This is a genomic window from Magnetococcales bacterium (assembly GCA_015228935.1).
In the GTDB taxonomy this organism is placed as follows: domain Bacteria; phylum Pseudomonadota; class Magnetococcia; order Magnetococcales; family DC0425bin3; genus HA3dbin3.
On record JADGCO010000010.1, the window covers coordinates 1 to 22,154 of the forward strand.

Genomic DNA, 22,154 nt, shown 5'->3' on the forward strand with positions numbered 1-22,154 from the left:
GAAGGGCACAGCCCTTCCTCCTGGACCTCCATCCCAGTTTTTCATTTGTTTTTTTCGAATTCAACAAGTTATTAGACAGCCTCTGAGAGATTCTCCCATGCTTTTGCGGCAACGTTATGAATGGCTGATCGGGTTGCGCTATCTGCGCGCCAAAAAGTCAAACCATTTCATCGGGGTCATCACCGTGATCTCCGTGGGTGGGGTCTCCCTCGGGGTGGCGGCGCTCATCGTCGTGCTGGCCGTCATGACCGGCTTCAAGGAGGAGCTGCAAAAACAAATTCTCGGGGTCACCAGCCATGTGGTTGTCCAATATCCGGGCGGAAAAATGCCCGCCTACGAAGATGTCCTGCAACGGGTTCTCAAAGCACCCAACGTCGTGGCCGCATCACCTTACATTCTGCAACAAGCCATGCTGCTTTCCGGTGGCGTGGCCGCCGGGGTTGTCGTGCGCGGCATCGATCCGGAACGGGAAAAAAATATTTCCTCGCTCGCCAAAAACATGAAGCAAGGCTCCCTGCAAAATCTTCTGGGATACGGGGTGATCCTGGGAGACCGCCTGGCTTCCAATCTTGGCGTGCATGTCGGCCAGCCGGTGACCATGGTGGCCCCTGTTGGCAACATCACGGCCCTGGGAACCATGCCACGCATGAAACGCTTCCATGTGGCAGGCATTTTCGACTCGGGCATGTACGAATATGACAAGACCCTCGCCTACATTCACCTGGCGGATGCCCAAACCTTTTTCCGTTTCGATGAACAGGTGACCGGTATCGAAATTCGCACCGTCAATCCCGACACCGCTTTCACCACCCGCCAGTTCCTGGAAAAAGAGCTGCAATTCGGCTATTCGGTCCAGGATTGGATGCAGATGAATCACAATTTTTTCCGTGCCCTGCAAATTGAAAAGGCCACCATGTTTGTTATTTTGTTCCTGGTGGTACTCGTGGCGGCGTTCAACATCATCTCCAGTCTGATCATGGTGGTGATGGAAAAGGGACGGGATGTGGCCATTCTCAAGACCATGGGGGCCACATCGAAAAGTATCATGACCATTTTCGTCATCAACGGCGGCGTGATCGGTCTCTCCGGTACCCTGATGGGAACCCTGCTGGGTCTTCTGCTGGCCTTCAATCTGGAACCGGTATTGCAGTTTATCGAACGGCAATTCGGAATTCGGATTCTGTCCGGGGATGTTTATTTTATTGACCATTTGCCCTCGGTGGTCCTGCGTTCCGACGTGATCATGGTCACGAGCATCAGTCTGTTGATCACCCTGTTGGCAACCCTGTATCCCGCCTGGCGGGCAGCGCGTGTGGATCCGGTGGAGACCTTGCGCTATGAGTAACACATTCTGGCCATCGTATCGATTTGCCCGGATCGCGGAAGATCCGCTGGAGACCTTGCACCATGAGTGAAACGCCCCTTCTTGAAGCCCGGGATGTGGTCAAGTCGTTCCAGACTCCGGCCCAAAACCTGACCATTCTCAAAGGGGTGCAGCTCCGTCTGGAAGTGGGCGAGATGGCCGCCCTGCAAGGGGTTTCCGGGGCCGGCAAAAGCACCCTGATCCAGATTCTGGGCTGTCTGGATCGTCCCACCTCGGGGCAGGTGTTGTTGAACGGACAGGATATGTTCGCCTTGCGTGCCGTCCAGCAGGCCAGCATGCGCAACCAGCACATTGGCTTTGTCTACCAGTCGCATCGTTTGTTGCCGGAATTTTCTGCGGTGGAAAATGTCATGTTGCCGCTGTTGATCGGGCGGCAAAAGTGGCAAACCGCCCGCACCCAGGCCGAAGAGATTCTCACCGAGGTGGGTCTGGCCAACCGGATGCACCACAAACCGGGGCAATTGTCCGGCGGCGAACAACAGCGGGTGGCCATTGCCCGGGCGGTGGTGCATGGGCCGGCTTTGCTGCTGGCCGATGAACCGACCGGTAATCTGGACCTGGTCACTGCCGAGACCGTTTTTCAAATTTTCGTCGATCTGAATCGAAGACGGCGTCTCACCTGCCTGATGGTGACCCACAACCCGGAACTTGCTGCCCGCCTGGATCGACGTTTCCATCTGCGGGATGGTTACCTGATCGAGGTCACCGCCGAAGGTGCAACATGACCGATACGAGTGAAATAATCCAGAAGGTTCTCCTATGGGGACCCGGGATTGTCTTTGCCATCACGCTGCATGAATGGGCACATGGATATATGGCGTCCCTCTTCGGCGATCCAACCCCGGGCCGGATGGGTCGCCTGACCCTCAATCCCCTCCCCCACATCGATTGGGTGTGGACCATCCTGGTTCCTGTTCTGCTGCTTTATACGGTCGGCTTTGCCTTTGGAGGGGCCAAGCCGGTGCCCATCAATCCCCGTTATTTTCGGGGGTCATTTCGGGTTGCCCTGTTTTGTGTCGCGGTCGCCGGGCCTCTCATGAATCTGCTGCTGGCCGCCGGCTGTGCCCTGACCACCCGCCTGGTCATGCACCTCCCCGCCTTTTTTGCCGTGCCGCTGTATGGCATGCTGGAGGCCGCCATTGTCGTCAATGTGGTCCTGGCCGTGTTCAATCTGTTTCCCATTCCCCCCCTCGATGGCGGACGGGTGTTGACCGTCCTGTTGCCCCTGTCGCTGGGCCGTTTTTGGGCATCCCTGGATCGGTATGGCCTCGTGGTGGTGGCCATCCTGGCCATGAGCGGTCTCATGGGCAAAATCATCAATCCCGTCACCGGTTGGTTCTTGACCCTGTTTGCGGGGATGGTCACTCCGGGACATTGATTGATTTGATAAAATACGTAAGAATATGTTTCATTGACCGCCTTTGCCTGAAAGGTCGTGCGTCATGTTGGACAAATTCACCCTGAAAAATTTCAGAAGCTATAAAGAATCTACTTTGCACTTGGCACCTTTGACAATGCTGATCGGTGCCAATGCCTCCGGCAAGAGCAATACCATTGAAGCGTTGCGATTGCTCTCCTGGTTGGCACAAGGCAATCGGCTGCATAATATCCAGAAGGCAATCCAGGATGGTAGTCTTCTGTTGCGAGGACGTGTTCGGGATATTGTTTCAGTAACCGACTCCGATGTATTTTTTTCCTGCCATGGTAAAACAAATGAGAAAAACATTTCCCTGTCTTTATCCATGAATATTGATAAGGATGATGCTCTGCATATTGTCAATGAAGAAATGCGAGAAAAACTTGGAAATGGCACGTCATATCTTTATAAAATAATTGGAAGAGATGAAGGTTTTGGAACAGATGTTCGAGTGGAATATAATAATTTTGCTCGTGGTGGAAACAAACCCAGAATCACCTGTAGTGACCAGCTCACTATTTTTTTTCAATTGGATGGACCTGCAAAATTTCAAAAGGGTCATAAGGAATCCCAGGAAAGAATCCTGGGTGCAACTTCTTTTTTCAGATCCTGGTTGTCAAACATACTTTTTATTGATCCCGTTCCAAGCATGATGCGAGGCTACAGTTTCAGGAACGAAAAAATGCTGCTCGGAGATGGGAGAAATTTATCCAGCGTCTTGTTCCATCTTTGGGGAGGAAACAAGACAGAAACTGATTTGACGGATCAGGAAAAAGAAAATCGTGCAGATATTTTAAAATTTATCCGTAGTCTGCCAGAACAAGATATTGAAACCATCTCTTTCATACCAACACCCCGCGATGAAGTCATGATCAAAATCCGGGAGACATTTGGCGGAAGAGTCCAGGAATTTGATGCATCCATGCTTTCGGATGGCACCCTGCGCGTCTTGGCCATAGCTGCGGCCATGCTTTCGATTCAGGAAAGAGGTATGGTTGTCATTGAGGAGATTGACAACGGAATTCATCCCAGTCGCGTTGAAGGCCTATTGAAACAAATTGCTTTTTTGTCGGAAAAACGGAATTTGCGCGTTCTGCTCAGCAGCCACAATCCCGCCATGCTGGATGCCCTGCCCATGAGTGCCATACCGGATGTCGTATTCTGCTACCGGGATCCGAAGGACGGGTACAGTCGCCTGATACGCATGCAAGATGTTCCTGATAATCCGGAACTCCTGTGTCGGGGAAGTATGGGGTACCTCATGACGTCGGGCATCATGGACAAATTTGTCAAATATCATCCCGGTCCAGAAGCCAAGAAAAAAATGGCCTTGGAATGGTTGGAAGAATTGAATAAAGATCTTGCTGACATGCATGCGAGTATGGGAAACGAAATGTCATGAGCGATATTCTTGTTATAGATACAAATATTTTATTAAATATTCTTGACGTACCTTCCTTCAATCAAAATAGAGATGGAATTGTCCAAGAATACAATAAATACACAAAACAAAGAAATACTTTTTTTCTACCTATGGCAACAATTCTGGAAACTGGCAGTCATGTGGCCGATATCCGTAATGGACAGGATCGGCGAAAATGGGGTAATCTTTTTGTTAAAACCGTTACCAAATCCATTGAAGGTGTAACACCCTGGAAACCATTTCCTTTTCCGACATTAGATTCGATTAGTTTATGGTTGGATGAATTTCCTGATCATGCCATGAGTGGGATTGGCTTTGCCGATTTATCCATTATCAAAGATTGGGAAATTATTTGTAAAAAATTTCCCATGACACGAGTCAAAATCTGGTCTCTTGATCATCATTTGGCCGGATATGACAGTCAACCTGGTTCATAGTCTTTATTCATTGCATTGGCGTATGAAATATTAGCGCAAACGAGTATCACCCAACCGAGGAGATGTCAGCGTGAATGGTAGCAACCTGGTGCGCCCCATTGTCTTTTCCGGGGCACAACCCACTGGCCAATTGACCATTGGCAATTATTATGGTGCCCTGCGCCACTGGGTGGCCATGCAGGAGAGTTACGATTGCCTGTTTTGCGTCGTCGATCTGCATGCCCTGACCGTGCGCCAGAATCCCGCCGAACTGCGTCAGCGCTGTCGGGAATTGGCGGCACTCTATCTGGCCTGTGGCCTGGATCCGCAGCGCAGCATCCTGTTCATGCAAAGCCATGTCCCGGCCCATACCGAACTGGCTTGGCTGCTCGCCACCTTTACCCAGATCGGCGAACTGGAACGCATGACCCAGTTCAAGGACAAGGCCCAGCGCCATAAACACAATGTCAATGCCGGCCTGTTTACCTATCCGGTGTTGATGGCAGCGGATATTCTCTTGTATGGCACCCACAAGGTTCCCGTGGGCGAAGATCAAAAACAGCATCTGGAACTGACCCGCGATGTGGCCCTGCGCTTCAATAATCTTTATGGAGAGGTTTTTCAGGTGCCGGAGCCGCTGATTGCCGAAGAAGGGGCACGGGTCAAGGACCTCCAGGAACCCACCAAAAAAATGTCCAAAAGTGCTGAATCCGAGCTGGCCCGGGTGATGATCCTGGACGCTCCCAAGGACATCCTGAAAAAATTCAAAAAAGCCGTCACCGACAGCACGGCCACGATCCGCTGCAACGAAACCGAACAACCCGGTGTGACCAACCTGTTGGAGTTGTGGTGCGTGGCCACGGGCCATACCCGCGAAGAAGCCCTGACCCATTTCAGTCACAATCTCTATGGCAAATTGAAGGTGGAAACCGCCGAGGCCGTGATTGCCCAGATGGAACCGATCCAGCAACGTTATCGGGATTTGCTGGCCGATCAGGCCGGTCTGGAACACATTCTGGAACAAGGTGCCGAACAGGCCAGACTCCGTGCCGAAAAAATCATGCGCCGGGTGATGGAAACCCTGGGTCTGCCCCTGGATCGGAGACGTTTCCATGACTGAAACGGCTGCGACTGAAGGGGTACGCCTGCAAAAGTGGCTGGCGGAGGCGGGTCTTTGTTCACGCCGGGAAGGTGAAACATGGATCCAGAATGGCCGGGTGGCGGTCAATGGCGTGGTTGTCACCCAGCAAGGGGTGCGCGTCAAACCAGAGGATACCGTGGCGCTCGATGGTCATCCGATCCAACGGGGACGGCTCGAACGACTTCTTCTGGTCCTGAACAAACCCCCCGGTATCATGTGTACCCGCCACGATCCTGAAGGCCGGACCACGGTGTTTGATTTGTTTGGTGCCGATGCCCCACGCCTGGTCACGGTTGGACGACTCGACTATCTCTCCGAGGGGATGATCCTGCTGACCAATGACGGCTTGTTGGCCCATCGCTTGATGCATCCGCGCCAGGCGGTGGAACGGGTCTATCGTGTGCGGGTGCATGGTCGAGTCAGTCCACAGTTGCTCGCCGAACTGCGCAGAGGTGTCAACCTGGAAGATGGCCCGACCGGTCCCCTGGATATCACCCTGGACCATACCGGCGGTGCCAACAGTTGGCTGACGCTTACCTTGCGGGAGGGACGCAATCATTTGATCCGGCGCATTTTTGCCACCCTCTCCATGGAGGTGTCGCGCCTGATGCGGGTTGCCTATGGCGGGGTGAACATGGGCGAGTTGCCCGTGGGCAAATGGCGGCCTTTGGATCCCCAGGAAAGCCTGCGGCTGCGTCAGGCTGCCGGATTCAAGCCCAACATGCCTGGCAACAGATCCCGCCAACGATGACCTTTGGCCATGACTCCCCACGATCTTTTTCAAATATTGTTGGCTGTTCATGGTCCGCGTCATTGGTGGCCGGCCAAGGGCACGTTTGAAATGATGGTGGGTGCGATCCTCGTGCAAAACACGGCCTGGACCCAGGCCCACAAAGCCGTGCAAGCTCTGGCTGCTGCCGGTCTGCTCCATCCGGCTGCCATCCGCTCGGTTCCCGAGGCCACATTGCATGCCCTGATCCGCCCTGCCGGTTATTTCCGGATCAAGACCAAACGTTTGCAAGCTCTGGCAAACTTTCTTGCCCCTTTTGGCGATGATCCGGTACGTCTGTTCCAGATGGCCACCGATTCCCTGCGCAAAACCCTGTTGCTGGTCCACGGCATCGGCAAGGAGACTGCCGACTCCATTCTCTGCTACGAGGCCAAGCGACCTTTTTTTATCGTGGACACCTACACCAAACGTCTGTTCCATCGCCTGGGCTGGGTGGATGCAGAAGCCGATTATGATCTCATTCAGAATATGATTCATGCGGCATTGCCTCCCGATCCTGAAATTTTGGGAGAGTTTCATGCTCTGATTGTCGCCCATGCCAAAACCCACTGCCAAAAACGCCCCCTCTGTACTCATTGCCCGCTCACGGCGTGTCCTTTTCCTGCCGGATCACCCTGATCAAGTTTGCACTGTGTTAAATCCTTCCAATCCAATCCTGCCCCAGAACCAATCGTCGGTATTCTTTTGTTGACCTGACGGACCTGTGTTCCGACCCTGTGCGGCGTGTCGGGCGGAGGTATGTCTATTTTTTAGGCATATCCAATCCGCCACACCTTTTGCCAAGCAAACAAACAGGTGATTGATTATTTTTTATGCATCCCTGGTCCACATTGTGCGGCACCTGAATTTATATCAATATATTTCAATAGATTACATTCTTGGCACATCCTGTGCGGTAACTTATCCAACTCTTGTGATTGAACACCAATGCAGCATGTGGATCAATATGGAGTATGGAGATCAGGCACCCCATATGGTTGCCAACATAATCATGACGGAAGGAGACTCGGTATGAAATGGGTGATTGCAATCATCAAGCCATTCAAACAGGATGATGTGCGTCAGGCATTAACCACTGTTGGAATCACGGGGATCACGGTTTCCGAGGTCCGTGGTTTTGGTCGGCAGAAAGGACATACCGAACTCTATCGGGGAGCCGAATATCAGGTGGATTTTTTGCCCAAACTGAAGATCGAGGTTGCCGTCCCTGACTCCCTTCTGGAACAAACCCTGGAAGCGATCCGGAACTCGGCCCATACCGGCAAGATCGGTGACGGGAAAATATTTGTGCTGGATTTGCAGCAGGTTGTGCGGATCCGTACCGGGGAAACCGGCGAGACAACCATTTGATTGACGAACATGTCACGAAGGAGACAATCATGCGTGCGACGCCTTTCCTCCGGATGGGGAGTGTTGCCCTGCCCCTTCTGGCCCTGCCGGATTTGGCCTGGGCCGAGGATAAACTGAACTCCGGGGATACAGCCTGGATGTTGACCTCCACCGCCCTGGTGCTGTTCATGACCATTCCCGGACTCTCCCTGTTTTACGGGGGCCTGGTGCGGGCCAAAAACGTTTTGTCCGTCCTCATGCAGTGTTTTGCCATTACCGCCGTCATGACCGTGCTGTGGACACTCTATGGCTATTCACTCTCCTTCGGCGATGGCGGTTCCCTGAATGCCTGGCTGGGCGGTACGGAAAAACTCTTCCTGATCGGGATCACGCCGACCTCCCTGAAACAAACCATTCCGGAGTCGGTATTCGTCATCTTCCAAATGACGTTTGCCATCATCACCCCGGCCCTGATCATCGGGGCTTTCGCGGAGCGCATGAAGTTTTCCAGCATGCTGGTATTCATGGTCCTGTGGGTTACCCTGGTGTATGTACCGGTTTGTCATTGGGTCTGGGGTGGTGGCTGGATGGGCAGCAAAGGCGTTCTGGATTTTGCCGGTGGCACGGTGGTGCATATCAATGCCGGGGTGGCGGGTCTGGTGGCAGCCCTGGTTCTGGGCAAGCGCAAGGGATATCCGACAACCCACATGCCACCTCACAGTCTGCCCTTGACCGTGACCGGAGCCGGCATGTTGTGGGTGGGTTGGTTCGGCTTTAACGCCGGCAGTCAGTTGGCCGCAGATGGAACCGCCGGCATGGCCATGGCCGTCACCCAAATTGCCACCGCCATGGCCGCCGTCTCCTGGATGCTCGCAGAATGGATGAAACACGGCAAACCCAGTGCCCTGGGTATTGTCACCGGTGCCGTGGCAGGTCTGGTCGCCATCACCCCCGCTTCGGGTTTTGTTGGACCCATGGGTGCCCTGGCCATCGGGTTGACAGCAGGTGTCCTCTGCTTCTTCAGTGCCACCTCGTTGAAAAGGGCCATGGGTTATGATGACTCCCTGGACGCCTTCGGGGTCCACGGTATCGGTGGCATCATCGGTGCCCTGTTGACCGGAATTTTCGCCTCCCCATCGCTCGGTGGTGTCGGTTTTGCCAAAGGGATCGATAGCATGGGCAGCCAGTTCGCCGCCCAAGCCATGGGAGCCGGTACCACCATCGTCTACTGCGCCATCGTCACCTTCATCCTCCTGAAAATCCTCGACGCCCTGATCGGACTGCGCGTGGATGACGAAAAAGAGACCATGGGTCTGGATATTTCCCTCCACGATGAACGCGGTTACAACCTCTGATCCCTGTCGTGGCAGCACCCTCTGGGAGAGATCGTAACAAATCAGCAACTCCTCTGCCCAACCCGGGGGATCCCCACCCCCGGGTTTTTTATTGCTTGCCCGCATCCAGCTTCGCCTTGACTTGTTCCCAGGGAATCCCCTTTTCCCCACTCTCCTTGAACTCCCGATAGAGACGATCCGCCTCGATGGCATCCTGTTGGTCTTCCCACTCGACCAGAAAGTGGTCCAAGTCAGATCAGAAAATAATTCGGCAAGAATAACTTCGTTTGTCAGTTGCATTCCAGGGTCACATGTTCCGGAATGGGATAGGGATTCCGGGTATCCCATGTATAACGATCCAGTGCCTCTGCCGGCTGGGCGTGCAAACCGGATTCGGTCTGGAAATATTTGCGGCAGGGACCATTTTTGGCGGTGGGCAGGGGGATGGCTTCCAGGAGTTCCGCGCCCAGATCAAGGGCTTCCTGCACCAGAACGTGCAACATGGTTTTTTCCACGCCCCGCCCCATCACCCGACAACTCAGAACAAAATCGACAACCTGGGCAACTGACCGGTTATCCTGCCGGGCAAGGGCCAGACTGGCAATACCCGTCAAGCCATAATCCCCGAACCGGTCCATGACCCGAAACACAAAACAGGCATGCCCCGGGTCGGACGCCCATTGCATGAAATCCGGTTCCAGAAGACGCCGGGTGCGCAGATTCATCTGGTTGGTTTTGTTGAGAAGCTGGGCAGACCGGGCCAGATTGACCGGCTGCACTCTCTCCACCTGAATCCGCAACTCAAGGGCTGCCAGCCATTCGGTCATGGAAGTCACCGTCTGGCGGGTCTCCTGGCGCTTGCGTTCGGCGACATAACTTTCGGTGCGATGCAAATCCTCGTCGGTCAGTTGGGCCGGATCAAAACAGGCCAAGCTTTCCAGTGCCTGCACATAGAGCAGTTTGTCCCGTGGCCAGTCGGGCACCAACACCTCCGGGAATGCCTCCCGGACCCTGGCCCGCTCGGCGGGTTGATCGTCAATGAAAACAGCCGCCGGCGGCAGGAGATTGACCTCCTCCAGAAGCGACGCCAGATTGCTGGCCTTGTCCGACCAGTTGATCCGCCAGCCGACAAAATCATCCGGGCGCAAAATCATTTCCGGATGGCGGGTCAGGGCCTCCATGGCCACGGATTCATCGTTGCGACTCAGAATTCCGAGGAGAATACCGCGATTTTTCAAACGCTTCAAGGCACGCTGAAAATCAACGAACGACTCCCCCGCCGCCTGATGACCACCCAGATTCAGGTGTTCCCAACCCACCTCGCCAACAATGCCACCCCAAAGGGTATCGTCCAGATCCAGCAGGATGATTTTGCGCGACAGACCGGCCTGGGCCAGGAGACCGGCGGCAATCTCCGCGCTGGCAACGTCATGAATGGCCGGGGTAAAGGCCATTTTGCCCATATACCAGAGTTTGGGATTGAAACCGTTGTGACCAACCTGGAGCTGCCAACGCTGGGTATCCAGGATCCGGACATTGGCCACGTCCTGCAAGGCACGGCTCAGGTGCAGGTTCATCTGGTACACAAGCTGTCCGATGCCCAAACCCGGACGCATGTCCAACACCCCCAGACCCCGTTCAAAGGGTGGTCGTACCCAGGACGGCAGAAATATCATCCCCGCCCGTCCGGCGGCTTGGCGGATCAGATCCGCAAAGCGGTTGACGCCATCCAGAACAGCCTGTTCGCCAATCTCCAACCCGTCCCGAAAACGGCCATATTCCGGCACGGCCCGTTCCGGTCGGGTCCAGAGGATGAGCAAATCCGGCTGGGGCTGCCAAACGGGATGCTGGGCATCGAGCAAAAGCGGCATCACCTGATCAAACGGCCCCACCCGCGCCTGAAAACCCGGCAGGCCGGGCCGATTGTTGAGCCGGTCGGCCAGGGGATCGATGGTAAAGTCAGCCAGAATCAGCGTGGTAACGGCGTGCATGTCCATGCGGGCAACCCCGGATCAATCTTCGGCCAACAGGCGCAGTACGTGCGCCACCAGCAGATCCAGGGTACGAAAGGGACTTTCGGCACCAAATATTTCGCCATCCCCGGCCAGAATGACCTCCTTGCCAAACCGATTGGCCACGCTCTCCTCGATCTCCACGATCAGGGTGACCATGCTGATGGAGTCGATGATGGCATCGGTTCCGATCAGCACCGATGCCCCGCTGAGATCATCGGTACGACGGCCTTTCATGCGCAGGGCGTTGGTGACCGCCGTCATTACCAGGTCACGAACCTCGACTTCCTCTCCCATAACCAACTCCTTGAATTTAATAAAATTTATAAAAGACTGGGATGGAGGTCCAGGAGGAAGGGCTGCGCCCTTCCTCCTGGCGGGGTTTGGGGCAGCGCCCCAATAAAAACATGTTTTCCAGTTTTCTTTGAATCCTTTTGCTTACGACATCACCATCAAGCCATTTCCTGTATGGGCAACATGCGACATCCTTCCAGGCTGGTGGCCATGCCTGCCCAGGAAAAACCGACGCCAAATCCGGCCAGAATGACCTTTTTGGGCATGACGGCCTTGTCGTGCAACTCCTTGCAGAGGACCAGGGGAATGCTCGCCGGGGAGAGGTTGCCGTAATCACCGAGGTGGATGGGCACCTTTTCCTTGGGCAGCTTGAGTTTTTTGCGCAGATAATCGACGATGAAACCGTTGGCCTGATGGAGAAAGGCATACTCCAGTTCGGATTTATCCCAGCCGGCAGCGGCCAGCAGGCCATCGGCCAGCGGGGGAACCCGATCCAGGGCAAAACGCAGAATGGCCGTGCCATCCATATAGAGGTTGTCCTGGCTGCGCCCGGAGCCATCTTCCGCGACGACCACCTCGGCGGTTTTGGGCGAATGGGGCAGGCGAAAACCTCCCGCAGGGATGGTCAGGCTGGTTGCCCCGGAACCGTCCGTTCCGAAACGGACCACCGCCGGATGTTCGCCACGCGAGACCAAAGCCGCCCCTCCGCCATCGCCCAACACCATGCGCAGGGCACGATCCAGGGGGTTGACCTTGCGCACCATGGTATCCCCGGCCAGGATCAGGACATGTTCGGCCAGCCCGGTTTGGAGCAGCATGGCCGCCTGGATCAGGGAGTAGACAAACCCGGAACATCCATAGGGAATGTCAAAAGCGGCCAGATCGTTGCGCAGGCCCAGCCGGTGTTGCAGGATGCAACTCGTGGCGGGCATGGGGTGATCGGGAGAGTGGGAGGCATAGAGGATGGCTCCGATCTGCTGCCGGTCAAAGTCGAGCGTCTTCAGGAGGTTTTCCGCCGCATGGACGCAGAGGTCGGAGGCACACACCCCTTCCGGGGCGATGCGGATCCGCTCGATGCCGGTGGCCTTGATGATGCGTTGCACCTCGTTGTCGCCAAACTCCTTGCCCAGCTCGGTCATGGCCAGACCCTGGGCAGGGACCGTCAGGGCAACGCCGCGTATCTGCAAGTGAAATGTGGGTGCGTTCATGTGACCATTCCGTAAAGATCCTGGACTGTTTTGCATTTGGCCAGATCCTTGCCTTTGATCTGTTTGCCATAGGTTTCATCGGCCAGGGTCATGAAGTGCAGCCAGGCCAGTGAATCCCACTCTTCGATGGTTGACAGGACGGTGTCGAATGTCAGTTCGATATCCGTATCGAGTATTTCGGCGAGTTGCTCCAGAAAAGCTTCCATGATCAAGCGACCTGTTGTGGTTCCTGGAAAGAGAGTGCCTCCCACTGGATGGGTTCATCCCGGGTGATGGCACGGGTGGCGCGGCTGCCGATCACCTGGGCATGGTAGCGTGCCCGCATACCGGCTGCGGGTCGGCGTTCGGTCAAATCGTCAGCCACAAGTGTCTTGCCCTGGGCAATATCCCGGGCTGCATACAGCCCCAGCCGCCGACCGGTGCGTTGCTCTTCCGGCAGCATCACCTTGACCGGCGAACCCAGGGCATCATGGACCATCTTCAAGGCCTGGGCCAATTCTGTCATTTCCCGGGGTTCCAGGGCATAAAAATGATCTGGACCACTGGCCTGGCGATCCAGGGTCACATGTTTTTCAATCACGCAGGCACCCCGGGCCGCTGCGGCAATGGCCAGAACGATCCCCAGGGAGTGATCCGAAAATCCCACCGGCCCGCCAAACGTGGTCCGAAAAAGGTCCATGCTGCGCAGGTTAGCTTCGGCGGGCGGGAGGGGATAGAGGGCGGCGCATTGCATGAGGGCCACCTGGTCATTGCCGCGCACCACGCACAACTGGACCGCTTCCGCCACATCGACCAGATCACACATGCCCGTGGCCAAAAAAATGGGCTTGCCGGTCCGGGCCATGGCTTCCAGGAGTGGAAAATTGACCACTTCCGAGGAGGCCACCTTGTGGGCGGGAACCCCGCACTGCTCCAGAACCGCCAGGGATTGGCCGTCAAAGGCCGAGGCCAGAAAGGCCAAGCCCTGCCCGGCGGCATGCTGCAACAGTTCCGGAATCCAGGCCGGATTCAGCTCCAGGGAACGAAATATTTTGTGCAGTTCGCTTCCTTTGGGCTGCATGGCATCGGCCCGGAACAACTGAAATTTGACGGCATCCACGCCAGCCTTGGCCATGGTGTCGATCAACTGTTTGGCCTTGTCGAGGGATTGGTCAAAGTTGGAGCCGATTTCGGCGATCAGATAGGGCGGGTGGCCGGGTCCAATCCGGCGACCGCCGATGGTCAATTCATGGGCGAGCAAGGATCAAAGCCTCCATTTCGTCAAGTATGCGGTCCGCACCCCGTCCATCGACCAGGGTTTGTCCCTTGCGGGACATGGTCTGGCGTTGGGTGACATCATCCAGCGTCCGGCAGATGGCATCGGCCAGGGTTGCGGGGGAGAGGGATTCCTGGATACCAAGATTCAGGGCGGTTCCCTGGGCGGCAAAGGAGCCGTTGACGGCGTGATGGGTTGGGTCGATGGAAATCTGGATGGATGGGGTTCCGGTCAGGGCGAGTTCGTATTTGGTCAGGCCGGTGGCGGTCAGGGCCAGATCGCACCACAGCATGTGGGTACCCAACCCCTTGGGCGCGGCCAGAATGTCCACCTGATGGCGGGAGGCTGCGGCCCGGGTGGTGATGGTGTCGGCCAGTTCGGGAGCAAACCCGGCGGCCACGGCAATCCGGACAAGCAGGTGTCGATCCGCAATTTTTTCCAAGGCTTCCAGGCACAGGAGCGTCAGGCGGGTGGGATCGCTGCCGCCGCAGGTGACCAGCAGGCGATTGGCTGCGTTGCGAACGGGGCGGGGTAGCACTACCTGCGACAGGAGTTCTGCCGGAAACACGCCATATTCCGGTCCGGCCAGACGCCGGGCCGGGGTGCCGGGCAGGAGGTTGTCGGCATCGGGATAGGGCATCACGACCAGATCCGCCATGAGGGGACGGCGGGCAGCGATGGCGTGTTCGCGCAGGCCATCCAGCAGGACCACCAGGCCAAAATGTTCACGCAAGGAATTGACATAAAACGGTATCTGATCCAGTTGCCGGAAAGTCCGCTGGTGGGCAATATCCAGAACCACGGCATCGAACAGACCCAAGTTGGCATCCTTCCAGAGACCCACCTCGGACGCATAGGGTCCGCGTGGTGAGAGAATGGTCCATGGCCACCCTTGGGCTTCGATCATGGTGCAGGCCGGGGGATCGGCGCGCACCATGACAAAGGCGACCTGCCCCCCACGCCGGGCAACAACACCGGCCAGGGCGAGACACCGTAGCAGATGGCCATATCCGAGTCGATGATCCGCATCCAGGCGAAACACAACGCGCACCGGCATACTCCCTTACGCCAACAATTGCGTCAACGCCTCCACCACGCGCTCCACATCGGTATCCAGCATGGACGGGAAGAGCGGCAACGAGAGGACACGTCGATAATAACTCCTGGCACCCGGAAGGTCCAGATCACCATAACGCTGGCGATAATACGGCTGGTCACTGACGGGCAGATAGTGGACCTGCGTCCCGATACCCCGGGCACGCAAGGCGTGCATCAGGGCGGCCCGCTCCAGGGAAACCTGATCAAAATCGATATGGACGGCATAGAGGTGCCAGACCGGGGTTTGTCCGGGTTGCCGGGCTATGGGGCGGATCCGGGGGGCCAGGGGGGCCAGCAGGCGGTCGTAGCGGGCGGCCAGGTCGCTTCGGCGGGCGGCAAACCGGTCCAACTTGCGCAGTTGGCTGCGCCCCAGGGCGCAGTTGATGTCGCTGATTCGATAATTGAAACCCGGCTCCGGCATTTCGTAATACCAGGGGTTGGCGGTGCCATCGGAGGCCAGGGCGAGTTCGGGGTGGGCAAACTCCCGGGGATTCTGGTGCATGCCGTGGCTGCGCAGCCGCCGCAGGCGATCCCGGAGGTGTTCCTGATTGCAGGTAATCGCACCGCCCTCGCCCATGGCGATGGTCTTGACCGGATGAAACGAAAAAACGGTCATGTCGCTGAGCTGGCAACTGCCGGCTGGGACCGATCTGCCATGCGGGTCCGGGTAGGTGGAACCCAGGGCGTGGCAGGCATCTTCCACCACCTGGAGACCCTGTTCCGAGGCGATGGGAGCCAACTGGTCCATGGCAACGCACTGGCCATTGAGATGCACCGGAAAGACGGCCTTGAGGGGTTTGCCGGCGGCACGTTGACAGGCGGCGAGCAGATGTTCCGGTCCCATCAGGCCGGTTTGCGGATCGACATCGGCGAACACCACTTCTCCCCCCACAAAGCGGATGGCATTGGCGGTGGCCAGAAAGGTCATGGCGGGGACGATGACGTGGTCACCCGGCTGGATATTCAGGGCCAGGGCGGCCAGGTGCAGGGCGGCGGTCCCGTTGGCGCACACCACGGCATGGCAAGCCCCCACTCGGGCTGCCAGTTCGTTTTCAAATTCGGTGACGGCCGGACCGGTGGTCAGCCAGTCGCTGCGCAACACCTCCGCGACGGCGGCGATATCGTCTGCCTCGATCCATTGCCGTCCGTAGGGCAAAAACCTCGGGGTGTCTGCGGTCATCCCTCACCTCCCCCATCTCCCTGGGTGTATTCTGTGCTTCCCGGACGAGAAGTCCACACCCGGTGGATGATTCGATCCCTCATTCAATCTCGGTTTCGCGAATGATGGCATTCAACTGGCTGGCGTTCAGCCACTCCGAATTGGTATCGCTCGCATAGCGGAACCCTTCGGCGACCGGTTTGCCGCCATGGACCTGGTAGGACTCACCCGACCACCAGCGGAACGGGGGTTGAATGACATACCGGTCGGTAAATTCCAGTGTGGTGCGGGCATCGTCTTCGGCGATCATGACTTCGTGGAGTTTTTCGCCGGGGCGGATGCCGACGATTTTGTGCGGCATGCCCGGGGCGATGGCGTCGGCCAGGTCCACGACCTTCATGCTGGGAATTTTGGGGACGAAAATTTCGCCGCCCTGCATCATGGAGACGCAGGAGAAGACAAACTCGACCCCCATGGTCAAGGTGATCCAGAAGCGGGTCATGCGTGGATCGGTGATGGGGAGGCTGTCGGTTCCTTCGCGCAGCAATCTTTGGAAGAACGGGATGACGCTGCCGCGTGAGCCCATGACATTGCCGTAGCGGACCACGGAAAAGCGGGTGCCGATGGAGCCGCTCAGATGGTTGGCGGCGACAAAGATTTTATCGGCGGCCAGTTTGCTGGCCCCGTACAGATTGATCGGGTTGGCGGCCTTGTCGGTCGAGAGGGCGAGGACCCGTTTGACGCCGGTGCGCAGGGCGGCCTGCACGACATTTTCCGCGCCCAGGACGTTGGTATGGATGCATTCGAACGGGTTGTATTCGGCGGTGGGGACCTGTTTCAGGGCGGCGGCATGGATGACGACATCCACTCCCTGAAAGGCTCGTTCCAGGCGATCCCGGTCGCGCACATCGCCAATGAAAAAGCGCAGAGAGTCCTGCCCCATGAAGGCGGCGGTGTTCTGCATGTCGAACTGTTTCATTTCATCGCGGGAAAAGATGATCAGCCGGCGCGGTTTGAATTTTTTGAGGGCCATTTTGACAAAGTGTTTGCCAAAAGAGCCGCTGCCGCCGGTGACCAGAATTGATTTGCCGTTCAAATCCATATCGGATGCGTGTGCCATCATGACCTGTAGGTCCAAAGCTTGGGGGTTGACCAACCTGACAGTACCAAATCCCTCTTGATACCGCATCGACCCCGTCAAGACAAGGCAAAACCACTCCGATGTGAAAAATGGGACTGCTTTTTATTTACCGGGAAACATTTTCAGGATGGCGATGATGAACATGGCTTGACCGGCGGAAACAGTAAAGATCCATCGCACGATTTCCGCCTTGGTTTCAGCCAATTTGGTATCGAAACGAATTTCCAGTTCTTTCAAGTCCCTTTTGGTCGCCAATTGATCGGCTCTGGCATCTTCCACCTTTTGCAACACAGACGTAAGCGCCCGTGCATGGGCCTCGGCCTGGGAAGCAGGCACGCCAGATGTTTCCAAATCCTTGACGAAAGCCAGGGTGTCGAACGGAATGACCATTGCCATGGGATCTCTCTCCTCGCTTGGGGTACACCATGATCTGTGGATATTTTACCGCTGGAAGCCAAAGATGTCCATGAAAAATCCGCCCGATACAGACCATCCAGGACTGAACCGGAACAATTGCCTTGCATGATAAAATGGATGGACAGATAATCGCATGTGCAAGCACATTCAGCGTTCCACGCAGGTTGCATGATGATCAGATTGTTGATATCATGCAGAAAATATCGAAGTCTCCAGGTACCGATTCGGTCAAGAGGGGATCATGTCCATTCTCATCGAGAGCGATGAAGCCTGCCAATTGGCCATTGACTTGGTCGGTCTGACCGGTGAAGACCTGACGCAGGCCATTACCGAGTCCATCCGGGAACGCCTGCTCCGCATACAGCAAGCTCATGCCTTGGCAGACGATTTAATGACAATCGGACACAACTGCGCCGTTCGACTGAAGGAACCTTACCGTTCTGCCGATCACGGGGATTTGCTATACGATGAACGAGGCATTCCAAGTTGATCCTGGATACTTCCGCACTCATAGCCATCCTGCGCAATGAACCAGATGCACCAATCTTTGCCCGAATCCTGGCGGATCGCGTGGAACCGTGCCGGTTGTCGGCTGCCAACTACCTGGAAGCATCCGTCGTCATCGACAGCAATTGCGACCCGATTGCCAGTCGCCGTCTTGATGACCCGATTGCGATGGCTGACATCAGCATCGAAGACGTTACAGCCAAACAAGCACACCTTGCCCGTGCTGCCTATCGCATATACGGGAAAGGATGTGGCCACCCGGCCCGGCTCAACTTCGGGGATTGTTTTGCCTATGCCCTGGCCCAGGAATTCAACGAGTGCCTTCTGTTCAAGGGCAATGATTTCACTCACACGGATGTGATACCATGTGGATAGGTGGAAGCTCCGTTCCGTGTTATTTACACGGTCCAACCAGTTTGGCCGTGGTCTTGACTGTCATGGACATGGGCTTGCCGGCACCGGCTGGATTGGGCATCGTCATGCTCATGGTGCCGCTGTAGCTCTCCCCGGAAAAACGATACTCACCCTGACCACTCAATTGCTGGCTGGGACAGGCAATGGAAAAGGCAATCTTGTTGCTCTCCTGCTGGAGATTTTTTATGGCACAGTCATCACTTTGACCGGCTTTTTTCATGATGTTCTGGGGATTTTTGATGTCGGCCTGGGTGATGCACTGACGCATGCTCTGTGACGGCATGGGCATGCCGGGCATTTCGGTGTTGATGGTGATTTCATAAAGGCCTTCCTTCGCATTCAGTTCGGCGCTCTGGGCAGGCGTCACTTGAGAAAGAGCGGCAACAAAGAGAGCCAAAGTCAACATGCGCATCGTGTCATCTCCGCAAGAGTCGATTAGAATTGTAACCCTGTAATTGTAACAAAATCATGGATGTTCTACAATGAATATATTGCAACAAAAATGCTTGAAAGCAAATTTTTCAAACACAGCCTCTTATATTTGGCCTTGAACTGCGCACTGTGGTGACGCCGCATCAACGTACCCATTTTCATCTTCCGGGTCCATCTTAAAATTTAATCTTCCCCTCGCGCAGCATGCGATCATAAACCGTCTCGGGCGGTGTCACGCCAGGGGGATAAAATGTTCCCCCCATGACCTTCTCGCCTTTGAAGTAACCGGCGGGGTTGGTTTCCTGATTATGCCGAATCCGTTCCGCCATCTGGCGATGCCTTTCGATATTTTCTTTTTGTTCCTCAGTCAGATTTGGAATCGTACCGAACTGCATTTTATGTCTCCTCCATTTCGACATCGATAACGTCATTTTCCCCTGGTGTAACCGAGATTATGTTGAACTCCTTCCCAGGAGCATACAACACCTCTCTCTGCTCTGGGTAGAAAGAAAACGGCTCGATCCATTTCCCGGTTTTGGATTTGATGAAAAACATGTATTTGCCCTCAAAACCAGTTTCGCCAATGGCCGTACTCATAAATCCGGCGTCGCTATAGATACCTCCTGGAACAATGCCTTCCGCCACACCCTCGGGCAAATCGGTAGCCCGAACGACATCGTCCCCATAATCCGGCAATTTTGACAAAGCTGATTTTAAGGTTTCAATGAGGGGGGCAAGACGCGCCAACTCTGTTTCATTCCCACTTCGCAAAGCCTCATTGATCATCTGATAATTGCGTTGATCAGCAGATGGCGTCAGGCCAATTCAAAATTTAATTTTTCCTTCCCGCAGCATGCGATCATAGACCGTCTCGGGCGGTGTCACGCCAGGGGGATAAAATTTACCTCCAAGCATCTCTTCGCCTTTAAAATATTCCGTGGGAGGGTTGATTTTGCGGTTGGCAACAATCCTGTCTGCCATCTGGTGGTGCCGCTTGATATCAATCATATCCTCTTCCGTCAGACCTGAAGCATAACCGAATTCCATCTTATCTCTCCTTCAAATCCACTTCGATTGTGCCATCGTCCAGTTTACGAACATCCCTGATCACAAACCCTGCCCCTGGAGGATACAATACCTCTTTCTGCTCCGGGTAGAAAGAAAACGGTTCGATCCATTTCCCGGTTTTGGATTTGATGAAAAACAAGTACTTCCCCTTGAAACTGGTCTCGCCGATAGCCGTACTCATGAATCCGGCATCACTATAGATACCCCCAGGAACAATGCTTTCAGCAATATTTTCCGGCAAATCGGTAGCCCGAACCACATCGCCCACATAATCTGGCAATTTTGCCAAGGCGGATTTCAAGGTTTCAATGAGGGGGGCAAGACGTGCCAACTCTGCCTCATCCCCACTCCGCAAAGCCCCATTGATCACCTGATAACTGCGTTGATCAGCAGATGGCGTCAGGCCGGTATAATTGCGCAGGGATGCCAGGTCCACAACGGCAAGCCTGGCAATGGAGACACCGGATTTTTCAGCGGCTTGCCGGGCATCCTGGGCCAGAAGATTGACCCGCGCATCCCCGAGGAGCTTTCGGAATGCCAATTCAAAATTTAATCTTTCCTTCCCGCAGCATGCGATCATAGACCGTCTCGGGCGGTGTTGCGCCAGGGGGGTAAAATGTTCCTCCCATGACCTTCTCGCCTTTGAAGTAACCGGCGGGGTTGGTTTCCTGGTTCTTGCGCATCCTTTCCACCATCGGTTTGGTACTTTCAATCCATTGTCTGGTCTCTTCGGTCATATTGGGAGAATCACCAAATTTCATGTCACATCTCCTCCAACCACACGTTGACCCTGTCTTCCTGCTCGACTTTGACACGCATAATCTCAAACTCTACCCCTGGAGGATACAACACATCTTTCTGCTCCGGGTAGAAAGAAAACGGTTCGATCCATTTCCCAGTTTTGGATTTGACGAAAAACATGTACTTTCCCTCAAAACTGGTCTCGCCAATGGCCGTACTCATGAACCCAGCGTCGCTATAGATACCTCCTGGAACAATGCCTTCCGCCACACCCTCGGGTAAATCGGTAGCCCGAACCACATCGCCCACATAATCGGGCAATTTTGCCAAGGCGGATTTCAAGGTTTCAATGAGGGGGGCAAGACGTGCCAACTCTGCCTCATTCCCACTTCGCAAAGCCTCATTGATCATCTGATAACTGCGTTGATCAGCAGATGGCGTCAGGCCGGTATAATTGCGCAGGGAAGCCAAGTCCACGACGGCAAGCCTGGCAATGGAGACACCGGATTTTTCAGCGGCTTGCCGGGCATCCTGGGCCAGAAGATTGACCCGTGCATTTCCGAGGAGCTTTCTGAATGCCAACTCCCAGGATGAGGTTCCCATATCACACAAATCAGAACATTGATTGATTGTAAACTGATAATAAAATAGTATGCCAAAAGCGAATGATAATTTTTTTTCGGATATTGTCAACAAAATAATTTATTAACCATTATAAAATAATTTACTTTAATTAAAACATATTAAGAAAAGCCGCTTCAAATCCAACATATTGATCTACAAACAATTTATCTAAACAAAAGAAACATAACAATATAAATTTTTTGTTACATAATCCAAAAAAACCAATTTTTACTTACATTCACACATAATCTCCTCATGAACGATGGCAAAAAATGGCAACATAGCCAAAAATCGCTGCCATTCTCGTCCACGTCATATAAAATCGTCTCGTGGAAATGACGGAACCAATTTTGGAGGCCTTATGGCGGACACCACGCTCCCGGATGAAGGTGCCAGGCATGTCTTGGCAAAAGATGAAAATCTGCTGCTGACCCCACGGGATTGGGATGCATTTTTTGAGGCCATGGATCGAAAGGACAGGCTGCGTCCGAAACTGGAGAGAGCTGCACGTGATTATTTGGCGTGGCGTCAGAACCAAGCCATCACCTGA

General features: G+C 55.0%; 30 protein-coding genes. 13 read left to right on the plus strand and 17 right to left on the minus strand.

Features of this window, described 5'->3' with window-relative positions; translation table 11 throughout:
* Window positions 1–97: 97 nt before the first annotated feature.
* The 10 genes from HQL65_04510 (at window position 98) to HQL65_04555 (ending at window position 9,255) form a co-directional block, all read left to right on the plus strand.
* On the plus strand, window positions 98–1,345 hold the full coding sequence (locus HQL65_04510) for a lipoprotein-releasing ABC transporter permease subunit (GenBank protein ID MBF0135479.1): 1,248 nt from the start codon (window positions 98–100) through the stop codon (window positions 1,343–1,345).
* A 62-nt stretch (window positions 1,346–1,407) separates the two neighbouring features.
* Window positions 1,408–2,109 (plus strand): ABC transporter ATP-binding protein, encoded by a 702-nt coding sequence (locus HQL65_04515; GenBank protein ID MBF0135480.1) that lies wholly within the window; start codon window positions 1,408–1,410, stop codon window positions 2,107–2,109.
* A complete protein-coding gene (locus HQL65_04520) occupies window positions 2,106–2,762 on the plus strand; it encodes a site-2 protease family protein (GenBank protein ID MBF0135481.1) in 657 nt (218 codons plus the stop codon). Before HQL65_04515 ends, HQL65_04520 begins: the two co-directional genes overlap by 4 nt.
* Before the next feature lie 64 nt (window positions 2,763–2,826).
* The gene (locus tag HQL65_04525; GenBank protein ID MBF0135482.1) at window positions 2,827–4,203 is read left to right on the plus strand and encodes an AAA family ATPase; all 1,377 of its coding nucleotides are present in this window, start codon (window positions 2,827–2,829) and stop codon (window positions 4,201–4,203) included.
* Window positions 4,200–4,661, plus strand: coding sequence for a hypothetical protein (locus HQL65_04530; GenBank protein MBF0135483.1), 462 nt, complete (start codon window positions 4,200–4,202; stop codon window positions 4,659–4,661). The genes HQL65_04525 and HQL65_04530 overlap by 4 nt, the downstream gene beginning before the upstream one ends.
* Window positions 4,662–4,746: 85 nt before the next feature.
* Window positions 4,747–5,760: a tryptophan--tRNA ligase gene (gene trpS, locus HQL65_04535; protein MBF0135484.1), complete on the plus strand. Its 1,014-nt coding sequence runs from the start codon at window positions 4,747–4,749 to the stop codon at window positions 5,758–5,760.
* On the plus strand, window positions 5,753–6,532 hold the full coding sequence (locus HQL65_04540; GenBank protein MBF0135485.1) for an rRNA pseudouridine synthase: 780 nt from the start codon (window positions 5,753–5,755) through the stop codon (window positions 6,530–6,532). The genes trpS and HQL65_04540 overlap by 8 nt, the downstream gene beginning before the upstream one ends.
* Before the next feature lie 9 nt (window positions 6,533–6,541).
* Complete coding sequence (locus tag HQL65_04545) at window positions 6,542–7,189, plus strand: endonuclease (protein MBF0135486.1); 648 nt, start codon at window positions 6,542–6,544, stop codon at window positions 7,187–7,189.
* A 393-nt stretch (window positions 7,190–7,582) separates the two neighbouring features.
* Complete coding sequence (locus HQL65_04550) at window positions 7,583–7,921, plus strand: P-II family nitrogen regulator (protein MBF0135487.1); 339 nt, start codon at window positions 7,583–7,585, stop codon at window positions 7,919–7,921.
* A gap of 29 nt (window positions 7,922–7,950) precedes the next feature.
* On the plus strand, window positions 7,951–9,255 hold the full coding sequence (locus tag HQL65_04555; GenBank protein ID MBF0135488.1) for an ammonium transporter: 1,305 nt from the start codon (window positions 7,951–7,953) through the stop codon (window positions 9,253–9,255).
* An 88-nt stretch (window positions 9,256–9,343) separates the two neighbouring features.
* Here the strand turns inward: HQL65_04555 and HQL65_04560 are convergent, their stop codons facing one another.
* The 10 genes from HQL65_04560 to HQL65_04605 form a co-directional block, all read right to left on the minus strand.
* Window positions 9,344–9,484, minus strand: coding sequence for a hypothetical protein (locus HQL65_04560; protein MBF0135489.1), 141 nt, complete (start codon window positions 9,482–9,484; stop codon window positions 9,344–9,346).
* Window positions 9,485–9,524: 40 nt separating this feature from the next.
* Window positions 9,525–11,231: an HAD-IIIC family phosphatase gene (locus HQL65_04565; protein ID MBF0135490.1), complete on the minus strand. Its 1,707-nt coding sequence runs from the start codon at window positions 11,229–11,231 to the stop codon at window positions 9,525–9,527.
* Between the two features lie 15 nt (window positions 11,232–11,246).
* Window positions 11,247–11,543: a hypothetical protein gene (locus HQL65_04570; protein MBF0135491.1), complete on the minus strand. Its 297-nt coding sequence runs from the start codon at window positions 11,541–11,543 to the stop codon at window positions 11,247–11,249.
* A gap of 155 nt (window positions 11,544–11,698) precedes the next feature.
* Window positions 11,699–12,748: a ketoacyl-ACP synthase III gene (locus tag HQL65_04575; protein MBF0135492.1), complete on the minus strand. Its 1,050-nt coding sequence runs from the start codon at window positions 12,746–12,748 to the stop codon at window positions 11,699–11,701.
* Window positions 12,745–12,954, minus strand: coding sequence for a hypothetical protein (locus tag HQL65_04580; GenBank protein MBF0135493.1), 210 nt, complete (start codon window positions 12,952–12,954; stop codon window positions 12,745–12,747). Before HQL65_04580 ends, HQL65_04575 begins: the two co-directional genes overlap by 4 nt.
* 2 nt (window positions 12,955–12,956) lie before the next feature.
* Window positions 12,957–13,988, minus strand: coding sequence for an N-acetylneuraminate synthase family protein (locus HQL65_04585; protein MBF0135494.1), 1,032 nt, complete (start codon window positions 13,986–13,988; stop codon window positions 12,957–12,959).
* Window positions 13,975–15,054, minus strand: coding sequence for a hypothetical protein (locus tag HQL65_04590; protein MBF0135495.1), 1,080 nt, complete (start codon window positions 15,052–15,054; stop codon window positions 13,975–13,977). Before HQL65_04590 ends, HQL65_04585 begins: the two co-directional genes overlap by 14 nt.
* A gap of 12 nt (window positions 15,055–15,066) precedes the next feature.
* Complete coding sequence (gene pseC / locus HQL65_04595) at window positions 15,067–16,281, minus strand: UDP-4-amino-4,6-dideoxy-N-acetyl-beta-L-altrosamine transaminase (protein MBF0135496.1); 1,215 nt, start codon at window positions 16,279–16,281, stop codon at window positions 15,067–15,069.
* A gap of 79 nt (window positions 16,282–16,360) precedes the next feature.
* Complete coding sequence (gene pseB, locus HQL65_04600; GenBank protein ID MBF0135497.1) at window positions 16,361–17,383, minus strand: UDP-N-acetylglucosamine 4,6-dehydratase (inverting); 1,023 nt, start codon at window positions 17,381–17,383, stop codon at window positions 16,361–16,363.
* Window positions 17,384–17,503: 120 nt separating this feature from the next.
* The gene (locus tag HQL65_04605) at window positions 17,504–17,791 is read right to left on the minus strand and encodes a DUF1640 domain-containing protein (GenBank protein ID MBF0135498.1); all 288 of its coding nucleotides are present in this window, start codon (window positions 17,789–17,791) and stop codon (window positions 17,504–17,506) included.
* Window positions 17,792–18,059: 268 nt separating this feature from the next.
* Between HQL65_04605 and HQL65_04610 the strand changes: the two genes are divergently transcribed.
* A complete protein-coding gene (locus HQL65_04610; protein ID MBF0135499.1) occupies window positions 18,060–18,308 on the plus strand; it encodes a type II toxin-antitoxin system VapB family antitoxin in 249 nt (82 codons plus the stop codon).
* Window positions 18,305–18,700: a type II toxin-antitoxin system VapC family toxin gene (locus HQL65_04615; GenBank protein MBF0135500.1), complete on the plus strand. Its 396-nt coding sequence runs from the start codon at window positions 18,305–18,307 to the stop codon at window positions 18,698–18,700. The genes HQL65_04610 and HQL65_04615 overlap by 4 nt, the downstream gene beginning before the upstream one ends.
* Before the next feature lie 19 nt (window positions 18,701–18,719).
* Here HQL65_04615 and HQL65_04620 read toward each other — a convergent pair whose 3' ends face one another.
* From HQL65_04620 to HQL65_04650, 7 genes are all read right to left on the minus strand, one after another.
* Entirely contained in the window at window positions 18,720–19,151 is a 432-nt protein-coding gene (locus tag HQL65_04620) for a DUF3617 family protein (protein MBF0135501.1), read from the minus strand.
* A 196-nt stretch (window positions 19,152–19,347) separates the two neighbouring features.
* Window positions 19,348–19,566: a hypothetical protein gene (locus HQL65_04625; protein ID MBF0135502.1), complete on the minus strand. Its 219-nt coding sequence runs from the start codon at window positions 19,564–19,566 to the stop codon at window positions 19,348–19,350.
* Between the two features lies 1 nt (window position 19,567).
* The gene (locus HQL65_04630) at window positions 19,568–19,957 is read right to left on the minus strand and encodes a hypothetical protein (protein MBF0135503.1); all 390 of its coding nucleotides are present in this window, start codon (window positions 19,955–19,957) and stop codon (window positions 19,568–19,570) included.
* 39 nt (window positions 19,958–19,996) lie between these two features.
* Complete coding sequence (locus tag HQL65_04635) at window positions 19,997–20,218, minus strand: hypothetical protein (protein MBF0135504.1); 222 nt, start codon at window positions 20,216–20,218, stop codon at window positions 19,997–19,999.
* 1 nt (window position 20,219) lies between these two features.
* Complete coding sequence (locus HQL65_04640) at window positions 20,220–20,780, minus strand: hypothetical protein (protein MBF0135505.1); 561 nt, start codon at window positions 20,778–20,780, stop codon at window positions 20,220–20,222.
* 1 nt (window position 20,781) lies between these two features.
* The gene (locus HQL65_04645; protein MBF0135506.1) at window positions 20,782–21,000 is read right to left on the minus strand and encodes a hypothetical protein; all 219 of its coding nucleotides are present in this window, start codon (window positions 20,998–21,000) and stop codon (window positions 20,782–20,784) included.
* Window position 21,001: 1 nt separating this feature from the next.
* A complete protein-coding gene (locus HQL65_04650; protein MBF0135507.1) occupies window positions 21,002–21,583 on the minus strand; it encodes a hypothetical protein in 582 nt (193 codons plus the stop codon).
* Window positions 21,584–21,965: 382 nt separating this feature from the next.
* On the opposite strand from HQL65_04650, the gene HQL65_04655 reads away from it, so the two are divergent.
* Complete coding sequence (locus HQL65_04655; GenBank protein MBF0135508.1) at window positions 21,966–22,154, plus strand: DUF1778 domain-containing protein; 189 nt, start codon at window positions 21,966–21,968, stop codon at window positions 22,152–22,154.

Coding starts and splice junctions, on each gene's coding strand:
- HQL65_04655 (MBF0135508.1), top strand. CDS start 21,966: ATGGCGGACACCACGCTCCCGGATGAAGGTGCCAGGCATGTCTTGGCA.
- HQL65_04555 (MBF0135488.1), top strand. CDS start 7,951: ATGCGTGCGACGCCTTTCCTCCGGATGGGGAGTGTTGCCCTGCCCCTT.
- pseC (MBF0135496.1), bottom strand. CDS start 16,281: ATGACCGCAGACACCCCGAGGTTTTTGCCCTACGGACGGCAATGGATC.
- HQL65_04540 (MBF0135485.1), top strand. CDS start 5,753: ATGACTGAAACGGCTGCGACTGAAGGGGTACGCCTGCAAAAGTGGCTG.
- HQL65_04605 (MBF0135498.1), bottom strand. CDS start 17,791: ATGGTCATTCCGTTCGACACCCTGGCTTTCGTCAAGGATTTGGAAACA.
- HQL65_04565 (MBF0135490.1), bottom strand. CDS start 11,231: ATGGACATGCACGCCGTTACCACGCTGATTCTGGCTGACTTTACCATC.
- HQL65_04530 (MBF0135483.1), top strand. CDS start 4,200: ATGAGCGATATTCTTGTTATAGATACAAATATTTTATTAAATATTCTT.
- HQL65_04510 (MBF0135479.1), top strand. CDS start 98: ATGCTTTTGCGGCAACGTTATGAATGGCTGATCGGGTTGCGCTATCTG.
- HQL65_04525 (MBF0135482.1), top strand. CDS start 2,827: ATGTTGGACAAATTCACCCTGAAAAATTTCAGAAGCTATAAAGAATCT.
- HQL65_04570 (MBF0135491.1), bottom strand. CDS start 11,543: ATGGGAGAGGAAGTCGAGGTTCGTGACCTGGTAATGACGGCGGTCACC.
- HQL65_04625 (MBF0135502.1), bottom strand. CDS start 19,566: ATGCAGTTCGGTACGATTCCAAATCTGACTGAGGAACAAAAAGAAAAT.
- HQL65_04515 (MBF0135480.1), top strand. CDS start 1,408: ATGAGTGAAACGCCCCTTCTTGAAGCCCGGGATGTGGTCAAGTCGTTC.
- HQL65_04630 (MBF0135503.1), bottom strand. CDS start 19,957: ATGATCAATGAGGCTTTGCGAAGTGGGAATGAAACAGAGTTGGCGCGT.
- HQL65_04580 (MBF0135493.1), bottom strand. CDS start 12,954: ATGGAAGCTTTTCTGGAGCAACTCGCCGAAATACTCGATACGGATATC.
- HQL65_04520 (MBF0135481.1), top strand. CDS start 2,106: ATGACCGATACGAGTGAAATAATCCAGAAGGTTCTCCTATGGGGACCC.
- pseB (MBF0135497.1), bottom strand. CDS start 17,383: ATGATGGCACACGCATCCGATATGGATTTGAACGGCAAATCAATTCTG.
- HQL65_04620 (MBF0135501.1), bottom strand. CDS start 19,151: ATGCGCATGTTGACTTTGGCTCTCTTTGTTGCCGCTCTTTCTCAAGTG.
- HQL65_04550 (MBF0135487.1), top strand. CDS start 7,583: ATGAAATGGGTGATTGCAATCATCAAGCCATTCAAACAGGATGATGTG.
- HQL65_04610 (MBF0135499.1), top strand. CDS start 18,060: ATGTCCATTCTCATCGAGAGCGATGAAGCCTGCCAATTGGCCATTGAC.
- HQL65_04635 (MBF0135504.1), bottom strand. CDS start 20,218: ATGGAATTCGGTTATGCTTCAGGTCTGACGGAAGAGGATATGATTGAT.
- HQL65_04645 (MBF0135506.1), bottom strand. CDS start 21,000: ATGAAATTTGGTGATTCTCCCAATATGACCGAAGAGACCAGACAATGG.
- HQL65_04650 (MBF0135507.1), bottom strand. CDS start 21,583: ATGGGAACCTCATCCTGGGAGTTGGCATTCAGAAAGCTCCTCGGAAAT.
- HQL65_04545 (MBF0135486.1), top strand. CDS start 6,542: ATGACTCCCCACGATCTTTTTCAAATATTGTTGGCTGTTCATGGTCCG.
- HQL65_04575 (MBF0135492.1), bottom strand. CDS start 12,748: ATGAACGCACCCACATTTCACTTGCAGATACGCGGCGTTGCCCTGACG.